Raw genomic sequence first — 19670 nt, forward strand, 5'->3', positions numbered from 1 at the left:
CCCCCTGCCCCCTATTCCCCACTCCCCCTTTCTAAGCGTTTTTGCCATTCAGCATCAATTTGTGCAGAACGCTCAACTTCCTGGTCTAGTAAGTCAGTTTCGCTAGAATACACTAAATCTTCCTTGCTAATGACTTTTTCTGTTGCAAATTGTTGAGCATAGTCAATTTTTTGTTGCAAAGGTGCATCAGGACTTGCTAATATCCTGGCTCTGGAAAGGCGATCGCGGTTGCGATCGACAATTTGGCGATTACGCCACCGAATCCAGAAATAACGCAATAACGGTATACCTAAAAAACCTGCTCCATAAGCCAATAGCAGCCAATAAATTCCTTGGACAAAAGCTACCAGTCCACCGACTTGGGCGGCAACAGTGCCATCTCTCAACAAACTTCCCAATACTAAAGCACCAACGAAATTGAGTACACCCAATCCAGCACTCAGCGTAATTTGCCCTGAAGTTGCGGCACTAAAACGCCAGGGAAATTCCTCCAAGTGATCTGATATTGCATGACGGCGCTTTTTAACTGCACTCACCTGCAACTCTGGGAAGTAATAAACAATTTGTCCTTCTGGACTTACCCCCGGTTGCCCATTAAATCGGGTCAAAACAGGCAGCATATAATCTTCGTACTCTCTTGTATATCCCTCGCCAATGTTATCCAAATAAGGGGTAATCTGTTCTGCTACCACTGCGCCACGGTTATTCCGAATCACCGTAGCAATTTCTTGCCAACGACGTTCTTCTAAGTTGGCGTTAGGATTACCATCGCCAAACAAAAACGAAAACACAGCTTCAAAAAAATTCAGATTGCTTTCTTCCCGGCTTTCACGTCGCCGTTCCTGGTAGCGGTTGTCATAATTTGGGCTAAGATACCAAAATAAATTTGGAAAAAAGAAAAACCCCCCACCGCCGGAATTACTGCCCCGATTGTTACCGTTACGGTCTGAATTGGCATAGGTAATGATAATGTAGATGGTAACAGTTATCAGGGCGATGGAAACAGTTAAGAAAATTCCGAAAGAAATGCGAATCAGGTAAAACAGAACACTCCAGACTTTTTTCCACCATTCTTGCAATCGTAAGCGGAAGTACTTATTACGCAAAATTGCTCGAAAATTTTGCGGAAAAAGGTAAACTATATCACCTGAATCCGCTACCTGCAAATGTCCCCCAGCATCAGATGCTAGGGCTAACAAACTTTGATTAGCTTCAGCGACGTTCAATCCTGCCTGAGTTGCCACATCACCAACGGTGACACGGTAGCCCAGTTGTTCCACAGCTTGCATGATGGTGGGACTGGGAGCCATTGCTCTCCCTCCTGTTAAAACTTATTCCCCTTTTATTTCTTAAGTATAAAGTTTTATTTTGAGCGACTTGGCAGGGGTAGGATTAACAATTGAACGCACCCCATCTAAATCAGAGATTATAGATGGGGATTCTTGCGCTATAGCGCTATATATATATGTAGGGGTCTTAAACCCTTGAATTTACGATAACCCCACAAATGACCCGACACGCAACGTGTTATAATTATTTGCCTCAGCTTGGTTAACCAGCAAATTTTCTGCTCAAATATGGTTCAATACACTCTCGCTCAAAGCCCAGAAATTATCCTTACTGTTTCTGGAAAAGATTCGGCCAAAGCCCGTGATAAAGCAATGGATCAGTTGATGGAACTGATGGATGCAGGTAAACTCCCCACGGAACTGGAAGAAGGATTTGGTCCTCAACAATTGATTGAAGTTAAAGAGTCAACTATTGATACTGCTAGTGGTGAGGATACCATTACACAAGCTGTTCAGGTTCTGAGTAATCTGGCCACGCTGAAACTGAAAGTTCAGGAGTCACGATCTGAAGCCTTGGAAATTCGCAAAGCAGTTGATGTTCTGTTCACCGACGATTCCGTGACAGAAGAAGAAATTACTCGACTCAAGGAAGGTTTTAAAGTTCTCAAAAATTTTGCCCAAGCTAATGTGCGTTACCAGGAAGCCCGATCTAAAGCAGAACAGGCTCGGCAGATTCTAGATCAAGCTCTAAAATCGCCTGATAAGTAACATTTAGAGAGTTCAGATGCATTGAGACACATCTTAAATATGCAATTAAACGATCTAAAAGACAGGCGTAAAAGCCTTTCTTTTAGACTAACTGGGGCGCTAGGATTCGAACCCAGGGATGGCGAGACCAAAACCCGCTGCCTTACCACTTGGCGACGCCCCAATGACTTTACTCTAGTTAATATAGCACTTAGTCCTGGGTTAATGTCAAGTACTTTAATGGTTGATTTTAGATAATGGGTTTTTATCGCAGGACATTGCTTGCTTGGAATCGTTGCAATTAGTCTCTTTCAGAAGTTTGGGGTGAACCCTTGAATCTTTGTTGGCTATATCTAGGACTTACGCATTGACAGAGACAGCCAACTGTGAATGACCTCTCGTTACAAGGCAGAACCTTGTAATGCTCTTGTGGTGGGCTGCTGCCTCCCGTCAAACAAGCAAGCAGCAGCCCACCTTGATCGCATTCCCAGGCAGCAGGCCAGGAACGAGGCGGGGCAAGACTTTTAGTTTAACAAGCTGACTTTTCATATCATGGTCAATGTGTAAAGTGCGTAAGTCCTAATATCGTCAAACTCACGTTTCCTTAATGTCGCTAATGTCGTTCCAACTGTTTTCCTAGAAGTTGCCCCTAGCTTTGATATTTAAAGCTAGGGGCAGCTAGATCATTTCTTTTCAGGCCATTCGGTCTCACCGTATTTCCTTTTCGTTAATCCCCAGTTTCGTGAAGGAAGACCGCAGCAATACGACTTGATGATAGTAGTTGCTTCGTCGCTAGCCATATAAAGAGTGGAATGGTTCTAGCATAGCGTCCGCAAAGTCGGCGCGGTTCTTGAATCCATCGATACAGCCATTCAAGTCCTAAGTCTCGAACTATGCGGGGTGCCCGTTTGTGAATTCCTGCATAAACTGGGAAAACTCCACCCAGTCCAATCATTACAGCTTGTATTTTACCTTTATGTTGAGCTATCCAATTTTCTTGTTTGGGACATCCCAAAGACACTAAGACGGCGCTGGCACCACTAGAGTTAATTTTTTGAATCAAAGCTTCATCTTCAGTTTCAGTCAGGGGACGAAAGGGTAGAGGTTCCATCGCCGCAATCTTCATCTGCGGAAATTCCTGCTCTAACCTTTTTCGCATCCTAGAAAGAATTTCTGTTTGGGAACCTACAAAGAAAATACTAAGATTTTGTGTTTGAGTTAGCTGACATAATGCTAATAAAATATCCATCCCTGCCACACGATCTTGGTAAATAGCTCCCATTTTTCGCATCATCCATACCAGAGGCATACCATCAGGAGTAACTATATCTGCATTTCGTAATACTGTGGCAAAGTCTGGATTCCAATGAGCTTCAATGAGCATGTGTACATTGGCTACGTATACAGTTTTACTCTCATGTCTACTCCCCCACTTAAGCATTGTTTGTATCTGGTCGTCAAACCTTAAAGCAGTAATAGGAAAATCTAGCACTTTTTTAGTAGGTAGAAGCACTCTCGCCACCATCAATAACTCCTGTGTCCAAGAAAAAAATCCATAGATTACCTAGACCATTCCGAATATTTAATAACTCGGATTGGATGACTCATGACTTTTTGTAGGCTTGTGTCATCGTTGGAAGTTAACACATGGAGGTGCAATCGCCTTGTTAAGTGTACTTTTTGCTTAATCGGTAATACTAGAATTAGAATTTTTTGCTGTTGTGTCCTAGCTTACTGTTTTAAGCTAGGAATTTAAGAAGCCATGTCAGAAAATTCATGCTTTCTTCATAATTAATTTTTGATTGGTTCATGCAAGCATTACAATTGGGACAAAATTCCCTAATTAAGTATTGTTTACGCAACATTTATAACATACCTCGTGCAGTAAATGAAAGTATTATACACTCAGTATACTGTTTTCAATATGGAAGTATATACTTAAGTAATACCAGTTATTCATGAAGACGCGCTAAACCATATTAGGATTAAAAGCAATCTAAAATTAATTAAATTGACTCGTAGCAAGAGCTTTAGTCTTTCAAATTAGTATATTTTAAAGAATCGATAATAATTTTCTCTTATGAGTTTTCAAATTTATTAAAGATTTAATTTACTCTCTTTATTTATTAAAAAATCCCTAAATTTTATTTTTCCTGAAATAAAAACCCAAAAAATAAGGGGGAGATAAACTTATCTCCCCCTGTCTCTCGTTTTTGTTATTGTCTGGTTTGTTACTTTCTTTGAGTCTTTGTCGTAACATTTGCCTTTGCTTTTTGAGTTGTCGCTTCCTCGCAGAACCACCTCTACCTTTATCGTTCCTGCCTTCTTTACGGGGAGATTCCCATCTTTTGAGGCGCATAACTTTTTAACCTCTTCAGTTTTGTTTGGTAGTGGGCAGGAGGAGAATCGAACTCCTATGACCGCAAGGCCGCCACATTTTGAGTGTGGTGCGTCTACCAATTCCGCCACCCGCCCTTAATATGTAATCTTAACTATCATATCCTAATTAAGTGATTTTGTCACAAGTCTGAAAATTAATTATTAAATTTTTTTTGCTGGAATTCATAATGCTTTGTATGGGAATGGCTAATTAGGGGCTACTACCTTCAGTCAGACATTGAGCCAGAGACTCAATAAATGAATTCCCAGGTTCCGCCTGGGAACGAGGAAAACAAATAGCTTTTCAAGGTGCCATTTGGTAAATTAACTTATTAATGCTCTTCTATGACTCTGGAGAGAGAATAATCCAGGCGATTGGAAATCGCGGCTACACAAGCGAAGTCCGCCTGCGCGGACTAACGTCAAAATATTGAAGCATCGGTACAAACTAAACTTGATCAAACTGATGAACTTTGAGAAATTTTGGATAAGAATTTAGACATTTAGTTTATCTCTCTGGTTTAAAGGCGTGGTAAGGTCAATAAACTAGGGTCAAGATCCTCTACTTTGGCACAGCCGCTAAGTGCCATTGCCACATTTAACTCATCTTGTAGGAGTGAGATGACATGAGATACGCCGATTTGTCCTGCTACCGCTAGTCCCCACAAAATCGGTCGTCCAATCAATACTGCTTTTGCTCCTAATGCCAGAGCTTTGAGAATGTCTGTGCCTCTACGAATGCCTCCATCCAATAGCACTTCTACTTTACCATCCACTGCGGCTACGATTTCAGCTAGGGCTTCTATTGAAGCGATCGCACCATCAAGTTGTCTGCCACCATGATTGGAAACAACTATTGCTTTGGCTCCATATTCTACTGCCCGCACAGCATCATCTCCCCGTAAAACTCCTTTGATGACTAAAGGTAAGGGAGATAAGGACTGCAACCATTCCAAATCATGCCAAGTGACTGCGGGGTTTAGCTGTTGGGCAAAATAGGTAAATAATCCCGATTCGCCTTTTTCATGGGAAATATCTAGTCCTGAGATGGTGGCAAGATTAGCTAGATGTAAGTCTGGGGGTAAGGTAAACTCATTACGTTTATCTCTCTCGCGCTGTCCGAGAACAGGTGCATCTACAGTCAGACAAAGTGCTTTGTAGCCTGCTTTATAGGCTTTTTCTACCAAAGCACGAGTTAATCCCCGATCTTTATGGATGTAAAGCTGGAACCAGCGCAGAGAATCTGGAAACTGATTACATCCTGTCGCCACTTCTTCAATGCTTTTGGTTGCCATTGTACTTAACACCATGCCCACACCGGCTGATGCGGCTGCTAAGGCGGTGGCAACTTCTCCGTCTGGATGGGCTAGACATTGAAAAGCCATTGGTGCAATTAACAAAGGTAGTTGCAGGGGTTGTCCTAAAATAGAGGTAGTTAGATTGTGATTGCTCACATCGACTAATATCCGAGGCCGCAGCTTGATTCGCTCAAAGGCAGCACGATTATCTCGCAAGGTGATTTCATCCCAAGCGCCACTGCTATAGTAATCAAGTGTCGTTTGAGACAGACACTCTTGTGCTAACTTTTCGTACTCAAAAAGGTTAATCGGTTGAAAGCGATCGTTGTTGGATAAGTAGGTAGACACCAGTATCTCCGCGTGAGTTCTTCTAAAGGAACCTATCTAATAATTCTTCTCTAGAGAGTTGCAGTAATAAAGGAGTAAATTCTTCTGGAGATAATGCCAATAAAGGTTCAATAATTACTCTGAGTTCTGCATCTAAAGAACCAAAGCGAACTCGTAATAAATTTTCTATCACATTACGACGTTCTCCTTGGATTCCTTCTTGTTTAGATTCTGCTAATTTTTGCTCGTAAATAGGTGATAAGCGCATAATTAAATCTCTATCCTCTTCGTCTATATTTTGATTGAATTCTAAGGTAGTCTTTAAATTCAATAATAAATCAATCGCTTTGGAACGTAAGGGATTATTTTGGGGAAGTGCTTCTAGTTCATCTATAGCTTGTTGCTGGACTCTTCCCTTACCTAAAATTCTCAACCATAGTGTTTCTTCTGTACAGGGTAATTGGTGAATTGCCACAATTGCTGTTCTCAAATAATCACCTAAAAAATGTACTCCTATTCCCCAATTTTCTTCATCTAGATTAGTTCTAAAACCAGCCAATATAGATTCAGAAGCTGTAGGTGAAAAAATCCATAACCGTGGTAAGTCTGATTCTGTAATCCGGTTTTTATCACTTTTAGTCTGACGCTTTAATTCCGCGAAAACATCAAATAACTTATTCATGCAACTACGAACTTCTGCAATTGTAGCCGCATTTCTAAATGGTTCAATTAGTGCAGGTTCCGCCGCAATTTTTCCTAACAGCCCTAATTCTATTGTATCGCTTGTGGATTGGAATGAAGGGACAAAATAAACATCAATCTCTCGGATTTCTGCTGGAACTTTCCGACTTGTTTCTACTTCTCCCAATGGTTGTAACAATTCTTTAAGATAGTCTTTTGCAAACTGGTCGTAGGGAAACCTAGTCATTAGCTGATTTTTTTGGCTGTACCAGTATTTTACATGAGTAGGCGCAACAGCTTACAAACCAAGTCCGCCTACGCGGACTAAGGCAAAATTTTTGAAACCCCGGTGTAGCCGGGACTTCCAGATGCCCGGTGCAAGATATGGAATTCCAGGAAGTGCGATCGCATTTTCTGGAGTTCGCTTACTACTTACGGTAAACTGTACCCGTGCGATTCACAAAAAAGTGGTTGTGATTAGTAGCTCTACCAATTGCGCCATCCGCCTTTGGGTGCAACTTCCTTATCAGTAGACTTCAACCCGTGACTTTGTAACAGAGTTTGATATTCTGTGCTGCTTGCCCATCGGTCAATTTCTCGCGCCCGGAGTACTGGTACTGGATGGGTTAATTGGGCTGTACGGGCAGTTTTGACCATTTCACCCAGTTCTGTCTTGCTAATATCATCGTAAGCGCGGGCTTGGTCAATAAAGGCATCAAGATTAAGTTGTGGCGCTAGGGTGGGGGAACCACCAGCTAGTTTCATCAACACTGACATGACAACTTTGGGGTCTTGGGTTGCTAGTAATGCGGCGCGATCGCAGGTAAACTCAGCACAACGTACCCATTCTAAAAGCTGTGTCTGTATGGCTTGGGCAACAAAGGTTCCGACATTAGGCACAATGGCCGCAGCTAATATTAGTAAATTTACAGGGGTCAAGTAAACACTATGATCGCACTTGAGATGCCCCAACTCGTGGGCAATTACTGCCTGTATTTCTTCCGGTGTGAGCATATCAATCAGGGAAGTGTGTAGGACAACAAAGGGCTGCTTACCCCGCACAGCAAAAGTATAGGCGTTGGGAGCCGGATGTTGCCGGACGTACAACTGGGGAGGATCTATATCTAGGATTTTACAGGCATCTAACAACAGCTTGTATAAATTGGGCAGTTGCTTTTCACCCACCAAAACACTGGAGGCAATATTTTCTACATAGAAAACCTGTTCTGCCATTGGTCCGAGCCAATTTCGCACTAACATATCTATGCCAGGTATTTGCTTGAGGGTTCTGGTAGCTTCCAGGTCTAATGGATGACGAAATGAGTCAGCTTTTAAACCAATGAGCGGGGTTTTTAATAAGGACATAGTTCAGCAAGCTATAAAAAACACAACTATAGAATCTGGCTGGATGGATAAACAGCCTCCCACAGTTAGTATAACGATTTGAGTCGGGGGAGCAGGATTTTTGGGGTTTTGCGATCGCATACTCTCAAACCCCTATGGCTCTGGGTTTATATTGAAATAATCTGGATTTGTGTTACTCGGTGCATTGGCTTGGTTGGCTTTTCAGTGGTAATCAGTTGATCGGCTTTAATTTGCAGAGCAGCCGCCACATGAAGTGCATCCATCGCAGCTAAACCGTAAGTACAGGCAATTTGATCAGCATTCTGTATAATTTCCTCTAAATCAGTTGCCCAGTGGATGACAGCACTAAAAAATGTTTCGTAAAATTCTGCTTCGTCTTGTTGCTTGTTAAAAGTTGCTTTAGGCAAGACTTCTAACTGAACGAAGCGACTTGAGGCAAACTCCAGATTTTCATCGTTAAGAATTTGATTCGCTCTGATGCTGACTGACTGAATGCCACAGAAAGCGCTGATCAGTACACCAGAGTCTATGTACGTCTTCTTACGACTCACGGAATCCACCGCGACGTGCAGCAAGTTCAAGTTCAATTTCGTCTTCGTTGAGAAGTTGCAATCCAGCAGCGATCGCTCGTTGTCGGATTGACCATAATTTTTTGGCTAAGGGTGTTTGTGGCACAAAATCAGATTCGGGGGGTGTTGTTTCTGACTCAGATTTAAGTTGTTCAACAAACTCCAAAACTTTTTGTTGCTTTTGGGGTGTGAGTTCTCGCCAGTGTTCAAGTAGTTCAACTTCATTACCCATAAGTACAACGCTCGTGAATGATTTTTCTATTTTAGCTAGATCAGCAGAAGCCTTATTTTCTGTTCCCATCATTGAACTACCTAACAGTAATGCTACTGGTTACATTGATGATTAGAGTGTGTTATTTTTGTTAAATTCCGTAATTATCCTTAAAAATTATGTCAGAGCCTATTCCCTCTGGTGTGCCAATAGTTACTAGAAAAACTCGTGCGGAAAGTACAAACGTAGAAACTATTGTTGGACGCCTTCGCAGTAAACGGTTAATTATTCCTGATTATCAAAGAGATGCCGAACAGTGGAATCCCCGGAAAGAGTCTCTATTTATAGAGTCACTGTTGAACAACCTCACCATCCCAGCTTTTTTCTTTGCAGGTAAGGATTCAGACGGAGCAATTGAAGTTGTCGATGGACAACAAAGACTAAGCACAATTCTCAAATATTCCAACAATGAGTTCAATATAAGTTCAGATGAAGGAATTGTTTACCTTAGTCCACAAAGTACCCAGTATGTGGGCAAGAAATTCAATCAGCTTTCACCAAGTTTACAAAACGTTTTCAATGATTATCCTCTGACGATTATTTCTCTTCCTGATAATTTAGAACTCGGAACAAAACTAGAGATATTTCGCCGTATTAATGAAGGAGGAACACCTTTAACTGCACAGGATATCCGACTTTCTTACTATAGTGAATCAAAATCTGTCTATCTTGTACGTCTAGCAGGAATATATGCAAACAATGCATCTGCAAATCGTATGATTGAGTCAGCCGCTAAAAAAGGGGTAGATGATCCTTGGGCAAAAAATTTGGAAGCTTCTAATAGTTGGCAAGATTGGTGGGAGGGCAAAGCATTAGCTAAAGGACAGACACCTTCAGAAATGTTTCTCTGGTATCTTATTCTTGTTCATAGAGAAAAACTTAATTCTCTACTTTTAAATGCTAGTTCAATAAAGCATCTTCCAGTCAGTTTTCGTGGGACAACAGAAGAAGCACTGGATATATACTGTGCCCAATTACAATATACTGATCTACATGGTGGTACTGATGTTTTTCCTACTTGTGGAAGGGGTATGGAAGAAGACTTTGATCACTTTGCTAAATGGATTGGATTTATCCTCAATTCTCGCTTGTCTGGAATTAGTGTAGATAAGTACAAACAGACAGCACTAATGATTGCTGCCGCTGTTGAGCTAAAAATTCCCTTGGATAAATTAAGTCATGATGCTTGGGACACGATCGCACAGTTTCTGAAAGCACCACGTACTGCTGGTGAACAATGGCTTAAGGTCTAGGTGGATATCCAGAGCAAAAAGGTCGTTGGGGTGGTACAAAAGGTCAGAAGGCTCAATGTGATATGGCTGTAACGCTTTTATCACGTATTATTGAACGCTATAAGTAAAGATGAGATAAGCTATCACTTCTGCTAAATGCCGAGTGTTCATGACTTCTTTGCCACCCAATCTTACTCCATGTGATCCACACGCTCCTATTTTTCCAAGAAATTGGAAAGAGTCGTACTTTCGTAGAAATTATGACTTTAACAAAGGTGGATATGTTTGTTTAGACTGTAAAAAGATTTTTTCTGGTGTATCTGGTTTTCAAAAGTTACACGGTGATCACATTATTCCACGGTCTAGAGGAGGTCTAACTGTATGGGAAAACTTAACCTTGCGGTGTGGTCCATGTAACTTGTTAAAAAGCAACAAGTTATTTTAGGCATATCGCTCTAGTTGTTTTGGATCGTCAAAGAGCCACCACAGCAGGATATGGGTGTCGATGAGGTAGCTCATTCCCATTGCTGGAGTTCATCTTCTGGTAGTGGTTCAAAGAAAGCATCGCCGAGTTGTCCTTTCAATAAACCAGGGGTGCGGGGTTGTATACGTTCTTGACTTAAACCTAGTCGAAAGTAGTGAATTAGGTCATAAAGTTCTGCTAGTTTGTCTTCAGGAATGTCTTGCAATTCTTGGACAATCTTCTGGATCAGCATAAGTCAAACTCTTCGGTGGTTGTTAATCAATAAGTTAGGAATATGCAACTACTTTGTTGCTCAATTAAGGAATAAAATATTTTTTCTCGCTTTGCACCTTGGCGCGAAACTTTCATACCATTAATCAACAACGCTGAATTACTATTCCTGTAAAACAGTCTTTGATACAATCCTAGTTTTCTTCAGGTCTGCTTCCGAAAGTTCTTCTCCAGCTTGCAGACGAGTGGCGGAAGTTTGCAACACTGTCGCCGCCCCTTTATCTCCGATTTGTAAAGCGGTTTTAGCAGCAGTTTGCAGCATCGTGGCTGCACCAGTGCGATCGCCTTGTTGCAATTTCGCCTCGGCTAACTGAGTTTGGCGATACTTCGCTAATGCCAAAATAGATTGTTGTACCTGGGGATTGGAGTCCGGTTGATACGATCGCACCACATCTGCATACACTGGCACGAGGGACGAAAGTAAACCTTGTTCGTTAACTAACGGATCATCATAACGGATTTGCAGATGCCCGATCGCTTGTTTACCTTCTGGCAACTGTCCCAGATAAATGTTAGCCAAAACTACCCGTTCTACATCCTGCATCAAATCTCCCAAACGCACAGCAAAGCTACCATCAGTTTCGCGTTCCACTGGTAACTCAATTGTGTCTGGGGCAACTTGGGCAATGGGTTTCAATTCTGCTAGTCGGACATTTGGCACTAGAGATAACAGCAAGTAGGCATTTGTTAACCCAATAGATTGAATCCGGCCAAACAGGCGGCTAAATTGCTCTAAAGCTTCTTCAGGATGTTCAATATGGGCTAAAGTTCCACCACCGACATCAGCAATTTTTTCCAGCAAATCCTGATTCCAGCTATTGCCAAATCCGAAAGTGTTGATAGTTAAGTTTAGCTTGGCCGCCTTTTGCGCGAGTTGAAGACAACGCTTGTTGTCATCTCGCCCAATATCCCACTTCCAAATTCGCAAACCGCTTTCACCATGCCCATCCGTCAGCAAAAACGCCTGGGAAACAGCGCCTCTTGTACCCTTCATCAGTTCTGTAATTCCCAGTTCCAAACCCTCAGCAATTACAGTACCGCCGCTAGCAGTCAGTTTGCTTTTAATTTGGGATTTGATGCTTTCGGGGTCTTCGAGCAGTTGGTTGGGGATAATGACTTCCGCAGAACCGGAAAAAGCGACAACTGAGATGCGATCGCCAACTTTCAACCGATCGATTAACCCTTCCACTGCCTGGATCACCGTTTTAATTGGTTGTCCATGCATGGAACCACTTCTATCCAAAATCAGGCAGAGATTAAGGGGGAGATTTTGGTCAAACTCACCAGCGATGGCAAAAATCGTGATTGCTAGTTGACGTTGGCTACTTGTTTGAGCCACATCAACATTATTGTCATTTAACGCCGATAGCAATTTAACTTTCATTGAGGAGGGGTATCTTGCAAAACTGTTTTTGAGACAATTCTGGTTTTCTTGCGATCGCTTTCAGATAAATCCCCACCAGATTGTAGCTGGGTGGCAGAAGTTTGTAACACCGTCGCCGCCCCTTTATCTCCCATTTGCAAGGCAGTTTTTGCAGCCGTTTGTAACATCGTCGCAGCACCAGACCGATCGCCCTGTTGCAATTTCGTTTCGGCTAGCTGGGTTTGGCGATACTTCGCTAATGCTAAAATAGATTGTTGCACCTGGGGATTGGGGTCTGCTTGGTAATTTTTCTCTACATGGGCGTAAACTGCGATATTTGGTGTAAATAAACCTACCTGGTTGGCGGCTGGATCATCATAGCGGACTTGCACATTAGCGATCGCTTGTTCACCTGTTGGCAATTGTCCCAAATAAATATTAGCTAAAATTACCCGTTCCGCATCTTTCATTAAATCTCCCAACCGCACAGCGAAACGTCCATCTGCTTCTTGTTGGAATGGTAACTCGATTGTGTCTGGGGAAACTTGGGCAACCGGTTTGAGTTCTGCTAACCGCACATTGGGCATTAGGGAGAATAACAGATAAGCATTAGTCAATCCCACCGTTTGAATCCGGCTGAACAGGCGATTAAACTCATCCACTGCCTGTTCGGGTTTTTGAATGTAAGATAAAGTACCAAGAGCTGCATCAGCAATTTTTTCTAAAACATCTTGGTTCCAATTGTCACCAAATCCTAAAGTGTTCAAAGTCAAATTATAGCTGGCAGCTAATTCGGCGAATTTCAAACAGCGCTTGTTATCACCGTGTTCATTTTCCCCATCCGTTAATAGAAAGGCTTGGGAAACAGTATCTTTTTTGCCCTTTGCTAACTCCTCAATGCCCAAGCGCAATCCTTCATCAATAGAAGTTCCACCATCGGCAGCTAGGCGATTAATTTGATCTTTGATTTTCTCAGGATTTTCGATCAGTTGACTAGGTACTAAGACTTTAGCACGGTGATCAAAAACTACAACACTGAGGCGATCGCCAGGATTGAGTCTATCCACCAGACGATTCGCGGCTTTTTTGACCGTTTCTAGCGATCGCCCGTTCATTGAGCCACTATGATCGAGAATTAAGCATAAATTCAGGGGTACATGGCGATCTTGATCTTCTGCCTTCGCCGAAATCGAAATTCCCAACTGACGTTGACTATTCAGTTGATTCGCGTCCAAATTACCATCATTCAAGGCAGGCTGCAAACTAACCTTCATAACTTAAAGTCCCTATTCAGGATATACATATTAAAAAATAACTTCAAAGCACTACTTTAGCTCTACGGAAAACCTATCCAACCTAAATACATGAATATAATCAGAATATCTTAGAAGCCAAGCATTGGCAGATGCGAAGCCGCCTCAAGCATTAGGGAGAAATCCGCACCTTGAGTCAGGCTAGCATCGCGCTAGGATGTATTACAGTTAACGGCATACTTTCAGGCGATCAGTTGCTATGGACATTTCCCCAATCAAGGCTGTTCAAGCCCCTTATTACGGCGATAACTTCTACCGGACACCGCCGCCAGATTTACCTTCCCTTCTATTGAAGGAGCGAATTGTCTATATTGGGATGCCACTGGTGCCTGCTGTCACCGAATTGATCGTGGCCGAATTGCTGTTTTTGCAGTCCGACGACCCCGAAAAGCCGATTAAAATCTATATCAACTCCACCGGCACTTCCGGTTATAGTGGCGAACCCATTGGCTTTGAAACCGAAGCCTTTGCCATCTTTGACACCATGAAATATATCAAGCCTCCGATTCACACCATCTGCGTCGGTTCCGCGATGGGTATGGCAGCGATGCTTCTCAGTGCTGGTACAAAAGGTTGCCGCGCTAGTTTACCTCACTCCTCAATTATCCTGCATCAGCCCAAGAGCTACGCCCAAGGTCAAGCAACGGATATTCAAATTCGCGCTAGAGAAGTTTTGGTAAATAAAGGGGCATTAGTTGATATCTTGCATCGTACCACTGGACAGCCCCCAGAAAAAATTACGAAAGACATGGATCGTTTGTTATATCTAACACCTTACGAAGCGAAAGAATACGGATTGATTGACCGAGTTTTTGAGAAAGAAGAACTCGCAAATCCCCCACTTCCTGCCAGTGTCCTTTAATTTAGTTATGAGTTATGAGTTATGAGTTATTGAAAACTCCTAATTTTTAACTCCTAACTCCTAACTTTTCTACCGCCCCCAAATTATTAAAAACGGAGTAAATTATGCCTATAGGCGTTCCTAAAGTTCCTTACCGGATGCCCGGAGGACAATATACAGATTGGATTAGCATCTACGATCGCCTTTACCGAGAACGGATCATTTTCTTGGGGCGAGATATTGATGATGAAATCGCCAATCAAATTATTGCTGTAATGCTGTATCTGGACTCAGATGATCCAGGTAAAGATATTTATTTATACATCAATTCCCCAGGTGGGATGGTTACATCTGGCATGGCTATTTTTGATACCATGCAACATATCAAATCAGATGTGGTAACTATTTGCGTCGGTTTAGCTGCTTCAATGGGGTCTTTCCTGCTAGCAGCTGGCACCAAAGGCAAACGGTTAGCATTGCCTCACTCACGGATTATGATTCACCAGCCTTCCGGTGGGGCCCGTGGACAAGCAACCGATATCGAAATTGAAGCTAGAGAAATTCTGCGAATTCGTCACCAGCTTAATGGGATTTATGCCGATAAAACCGGTCAGACCATAGCAAAAATTGAAAAAGATATGGATCGTGACTTTTTCATGTCTGCTGAAGAAGCTAAGGAATACGGTTTAATTGACCGTGTGATTGAAGAAAGAACCTCGGTAGTAACTGGGGAATAGGGAGGCAGAGGGGCAGAGGGGCAGAGGGAGCAGGGGAAGAATTAATTAATTGCCCAATGCCCAATGCCCAATACAACTCTTGGAGAGGCTGCGCCAACGGCAACTCTTGGAGACGCTACGCGTAGCTTGCTTCCCCGGAGGGGTACGCTCAGTACAAGTCCCCAATCCCCACTCCCTTCTTTAAACACAAACTGTCAACATTGAACTTAAAAATAGCAAATTAGCCCTTATTATTAATAGTTTAGGCTTAAAGCTGATAGCTGATAGCCTCTAGCTGGATATTCGATAGCTCATAGCTCAAGATGGATCTGGGAGATTGCTACCGTTTATTGGGTTTAAGGTCGGGAGCTTCTTTTGCTGACATCAAAGCGTCTTACCGACGACTGGCGCAGCAATATCATCCCGATATCAACCCAGATGACAACAAAGCCAAAGATAAGTTTATTGCCTTGACAGAGGCTTACAAACTCCTGCTGACGGTAGTACTGCCAGAGGAAACTGCTGCCCATTCAAGTCAGATGCCAACCTCTGGACGTGATGATGCCAAGGCAACGCAACGGCAGAAAACACCAGTAACAACGGTGACAAGCCAAGAACCAGGGAAACTAAAGCCGCCTAACTTGTTAGAAATAGAAGAGCGGCTGAAATGGAAAACTTATGAGCAATTGCAGCGATTTTTGCAAGAAAGACGATTTCCTCAAGCGATCGCTCTGGCGGAAGCTTTGGCAGATCGTTTGTCAACAGATGCAGAAGTTCGCCAATGGCTAGCGATCGCCTATCAACTTTGGGGACGGGCGCTAATTTCCGAAAAACAACTCCTCAAAGCCAGAATTTATCTCAAGAAAGCTCTGAAGACAGACCCCCATAATAAAAGTCTTTGGTATGAAGTGCAGCGTGATTTCCAGCGCTTAGAGCAAATTTTTTAAATCTCGTTTTTAGTTCTAATTATTTCTGAGAAGGTTCTGCTACTTATACGGAAGGCGGGAGCCTTCCAGAGGGCATTCCCAGTCAGAGACTGGGAACGAGGTAGGAATTAGGAATTACCGCCAGCCGCGCAACACTGCCCCCAAAGTAGCAATTCCTTCGACAATCTTTTTGGTTGGTTGAAAGCTAAAAGCTAACCTGATGGCATCATCTCCTTGTCCATTGGCATAGCAGCGAGTCCCTGGTAGAAAGCTAATGCCGTGTTCAGTGGCAACCTTTAGGAGTGCTTTAGCGCTGATATCTGGTGGCAATTTACACCAAACGAAAAAGCCCCCACCTGGTCGTAAAGCAACTACATCACTAGGAAACTCGTGAGCGATCGCTTCTAACAACAAATTACACTTATGCTTGTAGCAGGCAATTAGTTCCTGAATGTGATCATCTAGTTTGCCTGTAGCACAGTAGCGGGCGACCACATGGCTGACAAACGGGCCCACAGGCCCCTCACTTTTGAACATTGCCAGCCGCTCAATAATTGCTGGATCGCCACAAGCCCAGCCCAGGCGGATACCAGGTGCAATGATTTTCGAGAAGGTACTCACGTATAACACCCACCCATCCTTGTCAAGGCTTGCTAAAGGGGGCACAGCTTCCCCTTGGAAACGCAAATCGCTGTAAGCATCGTCTTCCACCACTAGCACGCCATACTCAGCCGCTAATGCTACCAACTTTTGGCGGCGAAATAACGGCATAGTCGCGCCTGTGGGATTGTGAAATGTGGGGATGGTGTAAATAAATCGGGGTCGAATGCCCTGTTTCTTCAAGTCGCTCAATGTTACTTCTAGAGTGTCTACATCCATCCCCAACTCATCCACAGGAATGGTAATCAGGCGTGCGCCAGCGTGGATAAATCTACTAACTACTCCCAAGAAGGTTGGACCTTCCACAATTACCACGTCACCACGTTCGACAAACACATCTGGTAGCAAGCCCAAAATCTGACCAGATCCGTAGCCAATGATCAGGCGATCGCGATCGCCTGTGATTCCTTTAGCCTGCAACCGGAGGATAATTTGCTCATACAATTGGGGTGAAGGTGGCCCGTAATTGAGGGCAATGGGAGCCTCTTCTGCCAGCACAGAGGCACTTGCAGTAGCCAAGTCAGTATGGGGAAAAAGAATTGGGTCTGCTAGACCGTAGGCGAAGCTGACGGCGATGATTTTGGTTAACTCTGTACCATAAGTTGGTGGTGTCAGATTTCTAGCTCGTTCGGCGAACAAATCAGTAATTTGGTAAGCAGAAGTGGTAGAAGCCATAAGCAAGTCAAAATTGGGAGTTAGAATACAGAACACACAATAAGGTAATATTTTAAATGGGGATTAGCGATCGCTGTACGCGAAGACAACCAAAATATTAAACAATTCGATCTGTTTTAAAACCCATTCAGTATTGAAAATACTGCGGTAGATCGGATTTTTAATTCTGAGATAGCCGTTGTGCTTCTCGACCAATCCCGATAGTAAAAGCTCTGTCTGTTCTCGACTATCATCAGTAGACACAGGAGACTGGGAAACACAAACATGGCAAGAGTCGCTAGTGTCTTTCCTCTTTGCATCCCCCCATCCCCCCATCCCCCTATACTCTATTTCCTCTGCTTGCAATACCTGCTGATAAAGAGCTAACAACCGTCCGGCTTGTTGTTTGTTAAAAAGTAAGCGATCGCGAATAGTGCGGAAGTGTTCGGGTTCATCTTGTGATTCCCAGTGTTGGATAATGTGCGATCGCACCAATTCTTCTACCCAATACGCCTCAGTTTTTGGCGATAGGACAATTTTCCGATCTGATGTCTTTAAGGCAGTTTTGATAATTAACTGACAGAGTTTTTGAGTTAGAAACGGTTGTCCCCCTGTCCAGTAAATCACCTCTTGCAGTACCACTTCTGGTTGGCTGATTGCTTCCTTTAACCCATTCAGCAACGGGCTAGCTTCATGCAATCGAAAACCATATAACTCTATAGCAGTTCCAATGTTAAAAGGTGTCCGGCATTTGTCAGCAATTAAGTCAGATGGGCTGGCGACTCCAAACAATGTAAATCCCAGGCGTTGGAAATTTGGCTCGTGTATCTGCTGATTGTAGCAATGACGAATCCAGGCAAAAAAGTCATTGGCAGGAAAATTCAAACTCAGTAAACTATCAATTTCATCAATGAAGATGAAAATGCCTTTGGCTTGGACATCTCCTTCACAATCGCTATTCAGATTTGGCAGCAACACTTCTTCAACAAACTGGTGTAATTTTTGTACAGGAGAAAGACCTGCTTGCATATCCCACCATTGCTTAAAGTTGACGTGTTCCGCCAAATTTAACCCGTAGAATATGCTGACAATGATTCCTTTATACCATTGTGCTGATGTGGTATCCTCACTACCCAATTGAGTCACGTCTAAGTAAACACATTTATAGCCTTCTGACTTGAGACGATGACTTATTCGCTGTAGTAAAGATGACTTACCCATTTGGCGAGAGTTGAAGACATAGCAAAAATCACCACCTTTCAGACTGGTATAAAGTTTTTCGTCTGCCTGACGCACAACATAGTTGGGATCATCACTGTGGAGGCTACCGCCAACTTGGTATCTCATGTGAAATTGTGATTAGAAAAGAAAGATTTAACAATTCAAAATTAGCAATCCCCATAAATACATTTTGTTGCTCTGTATCCTTCAAATGCTGATGCAATGGTGTTTTAGTAGTAATGCACTGCTTTACTTAACTTAATAGTACAGCACGGCATAAATCGACCTACCATCTCAATTAAGCCAAATTCCTCAAGTAATTTCGTCTTTGTCTAACCATAGCTAACCTTGACCCGGAAAACATGGCAGATTAATTGAATAAGTACCAAAGGTCTGACAGGAAAACCATACTAATGAGAATTTGGACTACTACTGCTGTGCTAGCTTCTTTTTGGCTAATATCTGGAGTCATAAGTTCTGAGCCAATGAACGCTACTTCTGTTTTGGTAGAAAATGCCACATCATCTCCTGCGCCAACCAATACAAAACAGATTACCGTCAGTACCAGTCAGTTTGGGCTGAAGAGAGTTGACTCCAAAGGAAACGTTACCGTTTTTCAGACAACAAGAGTGCCACTTCAGCAAGGAAACATCTACGGATGGCGGATTAAACTCAAAGACTACCAAGGTGAAGTTAAATGGCGCGAAGTCTTGCATTTACCAAAACCTCCAGAAACTTGGGGTACAGATAACGGTGACGACTTCTCAATATCAGCAGACGGCACTACATCTGTGACACGGCGCACACAGTCGGCTCCAGAGGGTGTGATTGAGAATTTTTGGACGATCGCTCCTGGCGATCCAGTTGGTAAGCATAGAATAGAGGTCTATATTAATGACCGTTTAATCAGTACTTTCGAGTTTGAACTTATCCCAGTCAAATAGATGTGAAAGGATTGGGCATGGGGAATAGAGCATTATTTAATCAGCAATTTCTTGCCTAAAATACTTCAATCTTGAGCAGTTTGATCAAGTTTTTTCTGCAACCAAGCTTCAATTGTATCT

Annotated in this window: 19 protein-coding genes and 2 tRNA genes; 7 read left to right on the forward strand and 14 right to left on the reverse strand. The window is 42.9% G+C overall.

Annotated elements, in window-relative coordinates:
- Positions 1–11: 11 nt before the first annotated feature.
- Positions 12–1310 (reverse strand): hypothetical protein, encoded by a 1299-nt coding sequence (locus tag V7K97_RS09780; protein WP_334800688.1) that lies wholly within the window; start codon positions 1308–1310, stop codon positions 12–14.
- Positions 1311–1577: 267 nt separating this feature from the next.
- On the opposite strand from V7K97_RS09780, the gene V7K97_RS09785 reads away from it, so the two are divergent.
- Positions 1578–2057 (forward strand): hypothetical protein, encoded by a 480-nt coding sequence (locus tag V7K97_RS09785; RefSeq protein ID WP_334800689.1) that lies wholly within the window; start codon positions 1578–1580, stop codon positions 2055–2057.
- 91 nt (positions 2058–2148) lie between these two features.
- On the opposite strand, the gene V7K97_RS09790 is transcribed toward V7K97_RS09785, so the two are convergent.
- The 8 genes from V7K97_RS09790 to V7K97_RS09830 all read right to left on the reverse strand — a co-directional run bounded on the left by V7K97_RS09790 (position 2149) and on the right by V7K97_RS09830 (position 8887).
- A tRNA-Gln gene (locus V7K97_RS09790) sits at positions 2149–2220 on the reverse strand.
- 543 nt (positions 2221–2763) lie between these two features.
- Complete coding sequence (locus V7K97_RS09795; RefSeq protein WP_334800690.1) at positions 2764–3561, reverse strand: WecB/TagA/CpsF family glycosyltransferase; 798 nt, start codon at positions 3559–3561, stop codon at positions 2764–2766.
- Between the two features lie 866 nt (positions 3562–4427).
- Positions 4428–4511, reverse strand: a tRNA-Leu gene (locus V7K97_RS09805).
- A 425-nt stretch (positions 4512–4936) separates the two neighbouring features.
- Complete coding sequence (locus tag V7K97_RS09810) at positions 4937–6061, reverse strand: alpha-hydroxy acid oxidase (RefSeq protein ID WP_334800693.1); 1125 nt, start codon at positions 6059–6061, stop codon at positions 4937–4939.
- A gap of 22 nt (positions 6062–6083) precedes the next feature.
- Positions 6084–6968, reverse strand: coding sequence for a hypothetical protein (locus V7K97_RS09815; protein WP_334800694.1), 885 nt, complete (start codon positions 6966–6968; stop codon positions 6084–6086).
- 239 nt (positions 6969–7207) lie between these two features.
- The gene (locus V7K97_RS09820) at positions 7208–8086 is read right to left on the reverse strand and encodes a M48 family metallopeptidase (RefSeq protein WP_334800696.1); all 879 of its coding nucleotides are present in this window, start codon (positions 8084–8086) and stop codon (positions 7208–7210) included.
- Between the two features lie 146 nt (positions 8087–8232).
- Complete coding sequence (locus tag V7K97_RS09825; RefSeq protein WP_334800697.1) at positions 8233–8637, reverse strand: type II toxin-antitoxin system VapC family toxin; 405 nt, start codon at positions 8635–8637, stop codon at positions 8233–8235.
- Positions 8627–8887, reverse strand: coding sequence for a hypothetical protein (locus tag V7K97_RS09830; RefSeq protein ID WP_334800698.1), 261 nt, complete (start codon positions 8885–8887; stop codon positions 8627–8629). Before V7K97_RS09830 ends, V7K97_RS09825 begins: the two co-directional genes overlap by 11 nt.
- A gap of 158 nt (positions 8888–9045) precedes the next feature.
- Between V7K97_RS09830 and V7K97_RS09835 the strand changes: the two genes are divergently transcribed.
- Positions 9046–10179: a DUF262 domain-containing protein gene (locus V7K97_RS09835; RefSeq protein WP_334800699.1), complete on the forward strand. Its 1134-nt coding sequence runs from the start codon at positions 9046–9048 to the stop codon at positions 10177–10179.
- A gap of 148 nt (positions 10180–10327) precedes the next feature.
- Positions 10328–10603, forward strand: a complete 276-nt coding sequence (locus V7K97_RS31980) for an HNH endonuclease (RefSeq protein WP_442938901.1) — start codon at positions 10328–10330, stop codon at positions 10601–10603.
- A gap of 70 nt (positions 10604–10673) precedes the next feature.
- Here the strand turns inward: V7K97_RS31980 and V7K97_RS09840 are convergent, their stop codons facing one another.
- The 3 genes from V7K97_RS09840 to V7K97_RS09850 form a co-directional block, all read right to left on the reverse strand.
- On the reverse strand, positions 10674–10874 hold the full coding sequence (locus V7K97_RS09840) for a hypothetical protein (protein ID WP_334800700.1): 201 nt from the start codon (positions 10872–10874) through the stop codon (positions 10674–10676).
- Between the two features lie 141 nt (positions 10875–11015).
- Positions 11016–12296 carry a vWA domain-containing protein gene (locus tag V7K97_RS09845; protein ID WP_334800701.1) on the reverse strand — a complete coding sequence of 427 codons (1281 nt, stop codon included), beginning with the start codon at positions 12294–12296 and terminating at the stop codon, positions 11016–11018.
- Positions 12293–13549 carry a vWA domain-containing protein gene (locus tag V7K97_RS09850; protein ID WP_334800702.1) on the reverse strand — a complete coding sequence of 419 codons (1257 nt, stop codon included), beginning with the start codon at positions 13547–13549 and terminating at the stop codon, positions 12293–12295. Before V7K97_RS09850 ends, V7K97_RS09845 begins: the two co-directional genes overlap by 4 nt.
- Before the next feature lie 238 nt (positions 13550–13787).
- Here V7K97_RS09850 and V7K97_RS09855 point away from each other — a divergent pair, with 238 nt between their 5' ends.
- The 3 genes from V7K97_RS09855 to V7K97_RS09865 all read left to right on the forward strand — a co-directional run bounded on the left by V7K97_RS09855 (position 13788) and on the right by V7K97_RS09865 (position 16092).
- Positions 13788–14450 (forward strand): ATP-dependent Clp protease proteolytic subunit, encoded by a 663-nt coding sequence (locus V7K97_RS09855; protein ID WP_069072491.1) that lies wholly within the window; start codon positions 13788–13790, stop codon positions 14448–14450.
- A 104-nt stretch (positions 14451–14554) separates the two neighbouring features.
- Positions 14555–15166 carry an ATP-dependent Clp protease proteolytic subunit gene (locus tag V7K97_RS09860; protein ID WP_334800703.1) on the forward strand — a complete coding sequence of 204 codons (612 nt, stop codon included), beginning with the start codon at positions 14555–14557 and terminating at the stop codon, positions 15164–15166.
- A 302-nt stretch (positions 15167–15468) separates the two neighbouring features.
- Positions 15469–16092, forward strand: coding sequence for a J domain-containing protein (locus V7K97_RS09865; RefSeq protein ID WP_334800704.1), 624 nt, complete (start codon positions 15469–15471; stop codon positions 16090–16092).
- Between the two features lie 114 nt (positions 16093–16206).
- On the opposite strand, the gene V7K97_RS09870 is transcribed toward V7K97_RS09865, so the two are convergent.
- On the reverse strand, positions 16207–17406 hold the full coding sequence (locus tag V7K97_RS09870; RefSeq protein ID WP_334800705.1) for an aminotransferase-like domain-containing protein: 1200 nt from the start codon (positions 17404–17406) through the stop codon (positions 16207–16209).
- Between the two features lie 63 nt (positions 17407–17469).
- Complete coding sequence (locus V7K97_RS09875; protein WP_334800707.1) at positions 17470–18732, reverse strand: AAA-like domain-containing protein; 1263 nt, start codon at positions 18730–18732, stop codon at positions 17470–17472.
- Positions 18733–19019: 287 nt separating this feature from the next.
- On the opposite strand from V7K97_RS09875, the gene V7K97_RS09880 reads away from it, so the two are divergent.
- A complete protein-coding gene (locus V7K97_RS09880; protein WP_334800709.1) occupies positions 19020–19550 on the forward strand; it encodes a hypothetical protein in 531 nt (176 codons plus the stop codon).
- Positions 19551–19670 lie beyond the last annotated feature (120 nt).

This window comes from Nostoc sp. (genome assembly GCF_036917815.1).
Lineage (GTDB): Bacteria > Cyanobacteriota > Cyanobacteriia > Cyanobacteriales > Nostocaceae > Nostoc.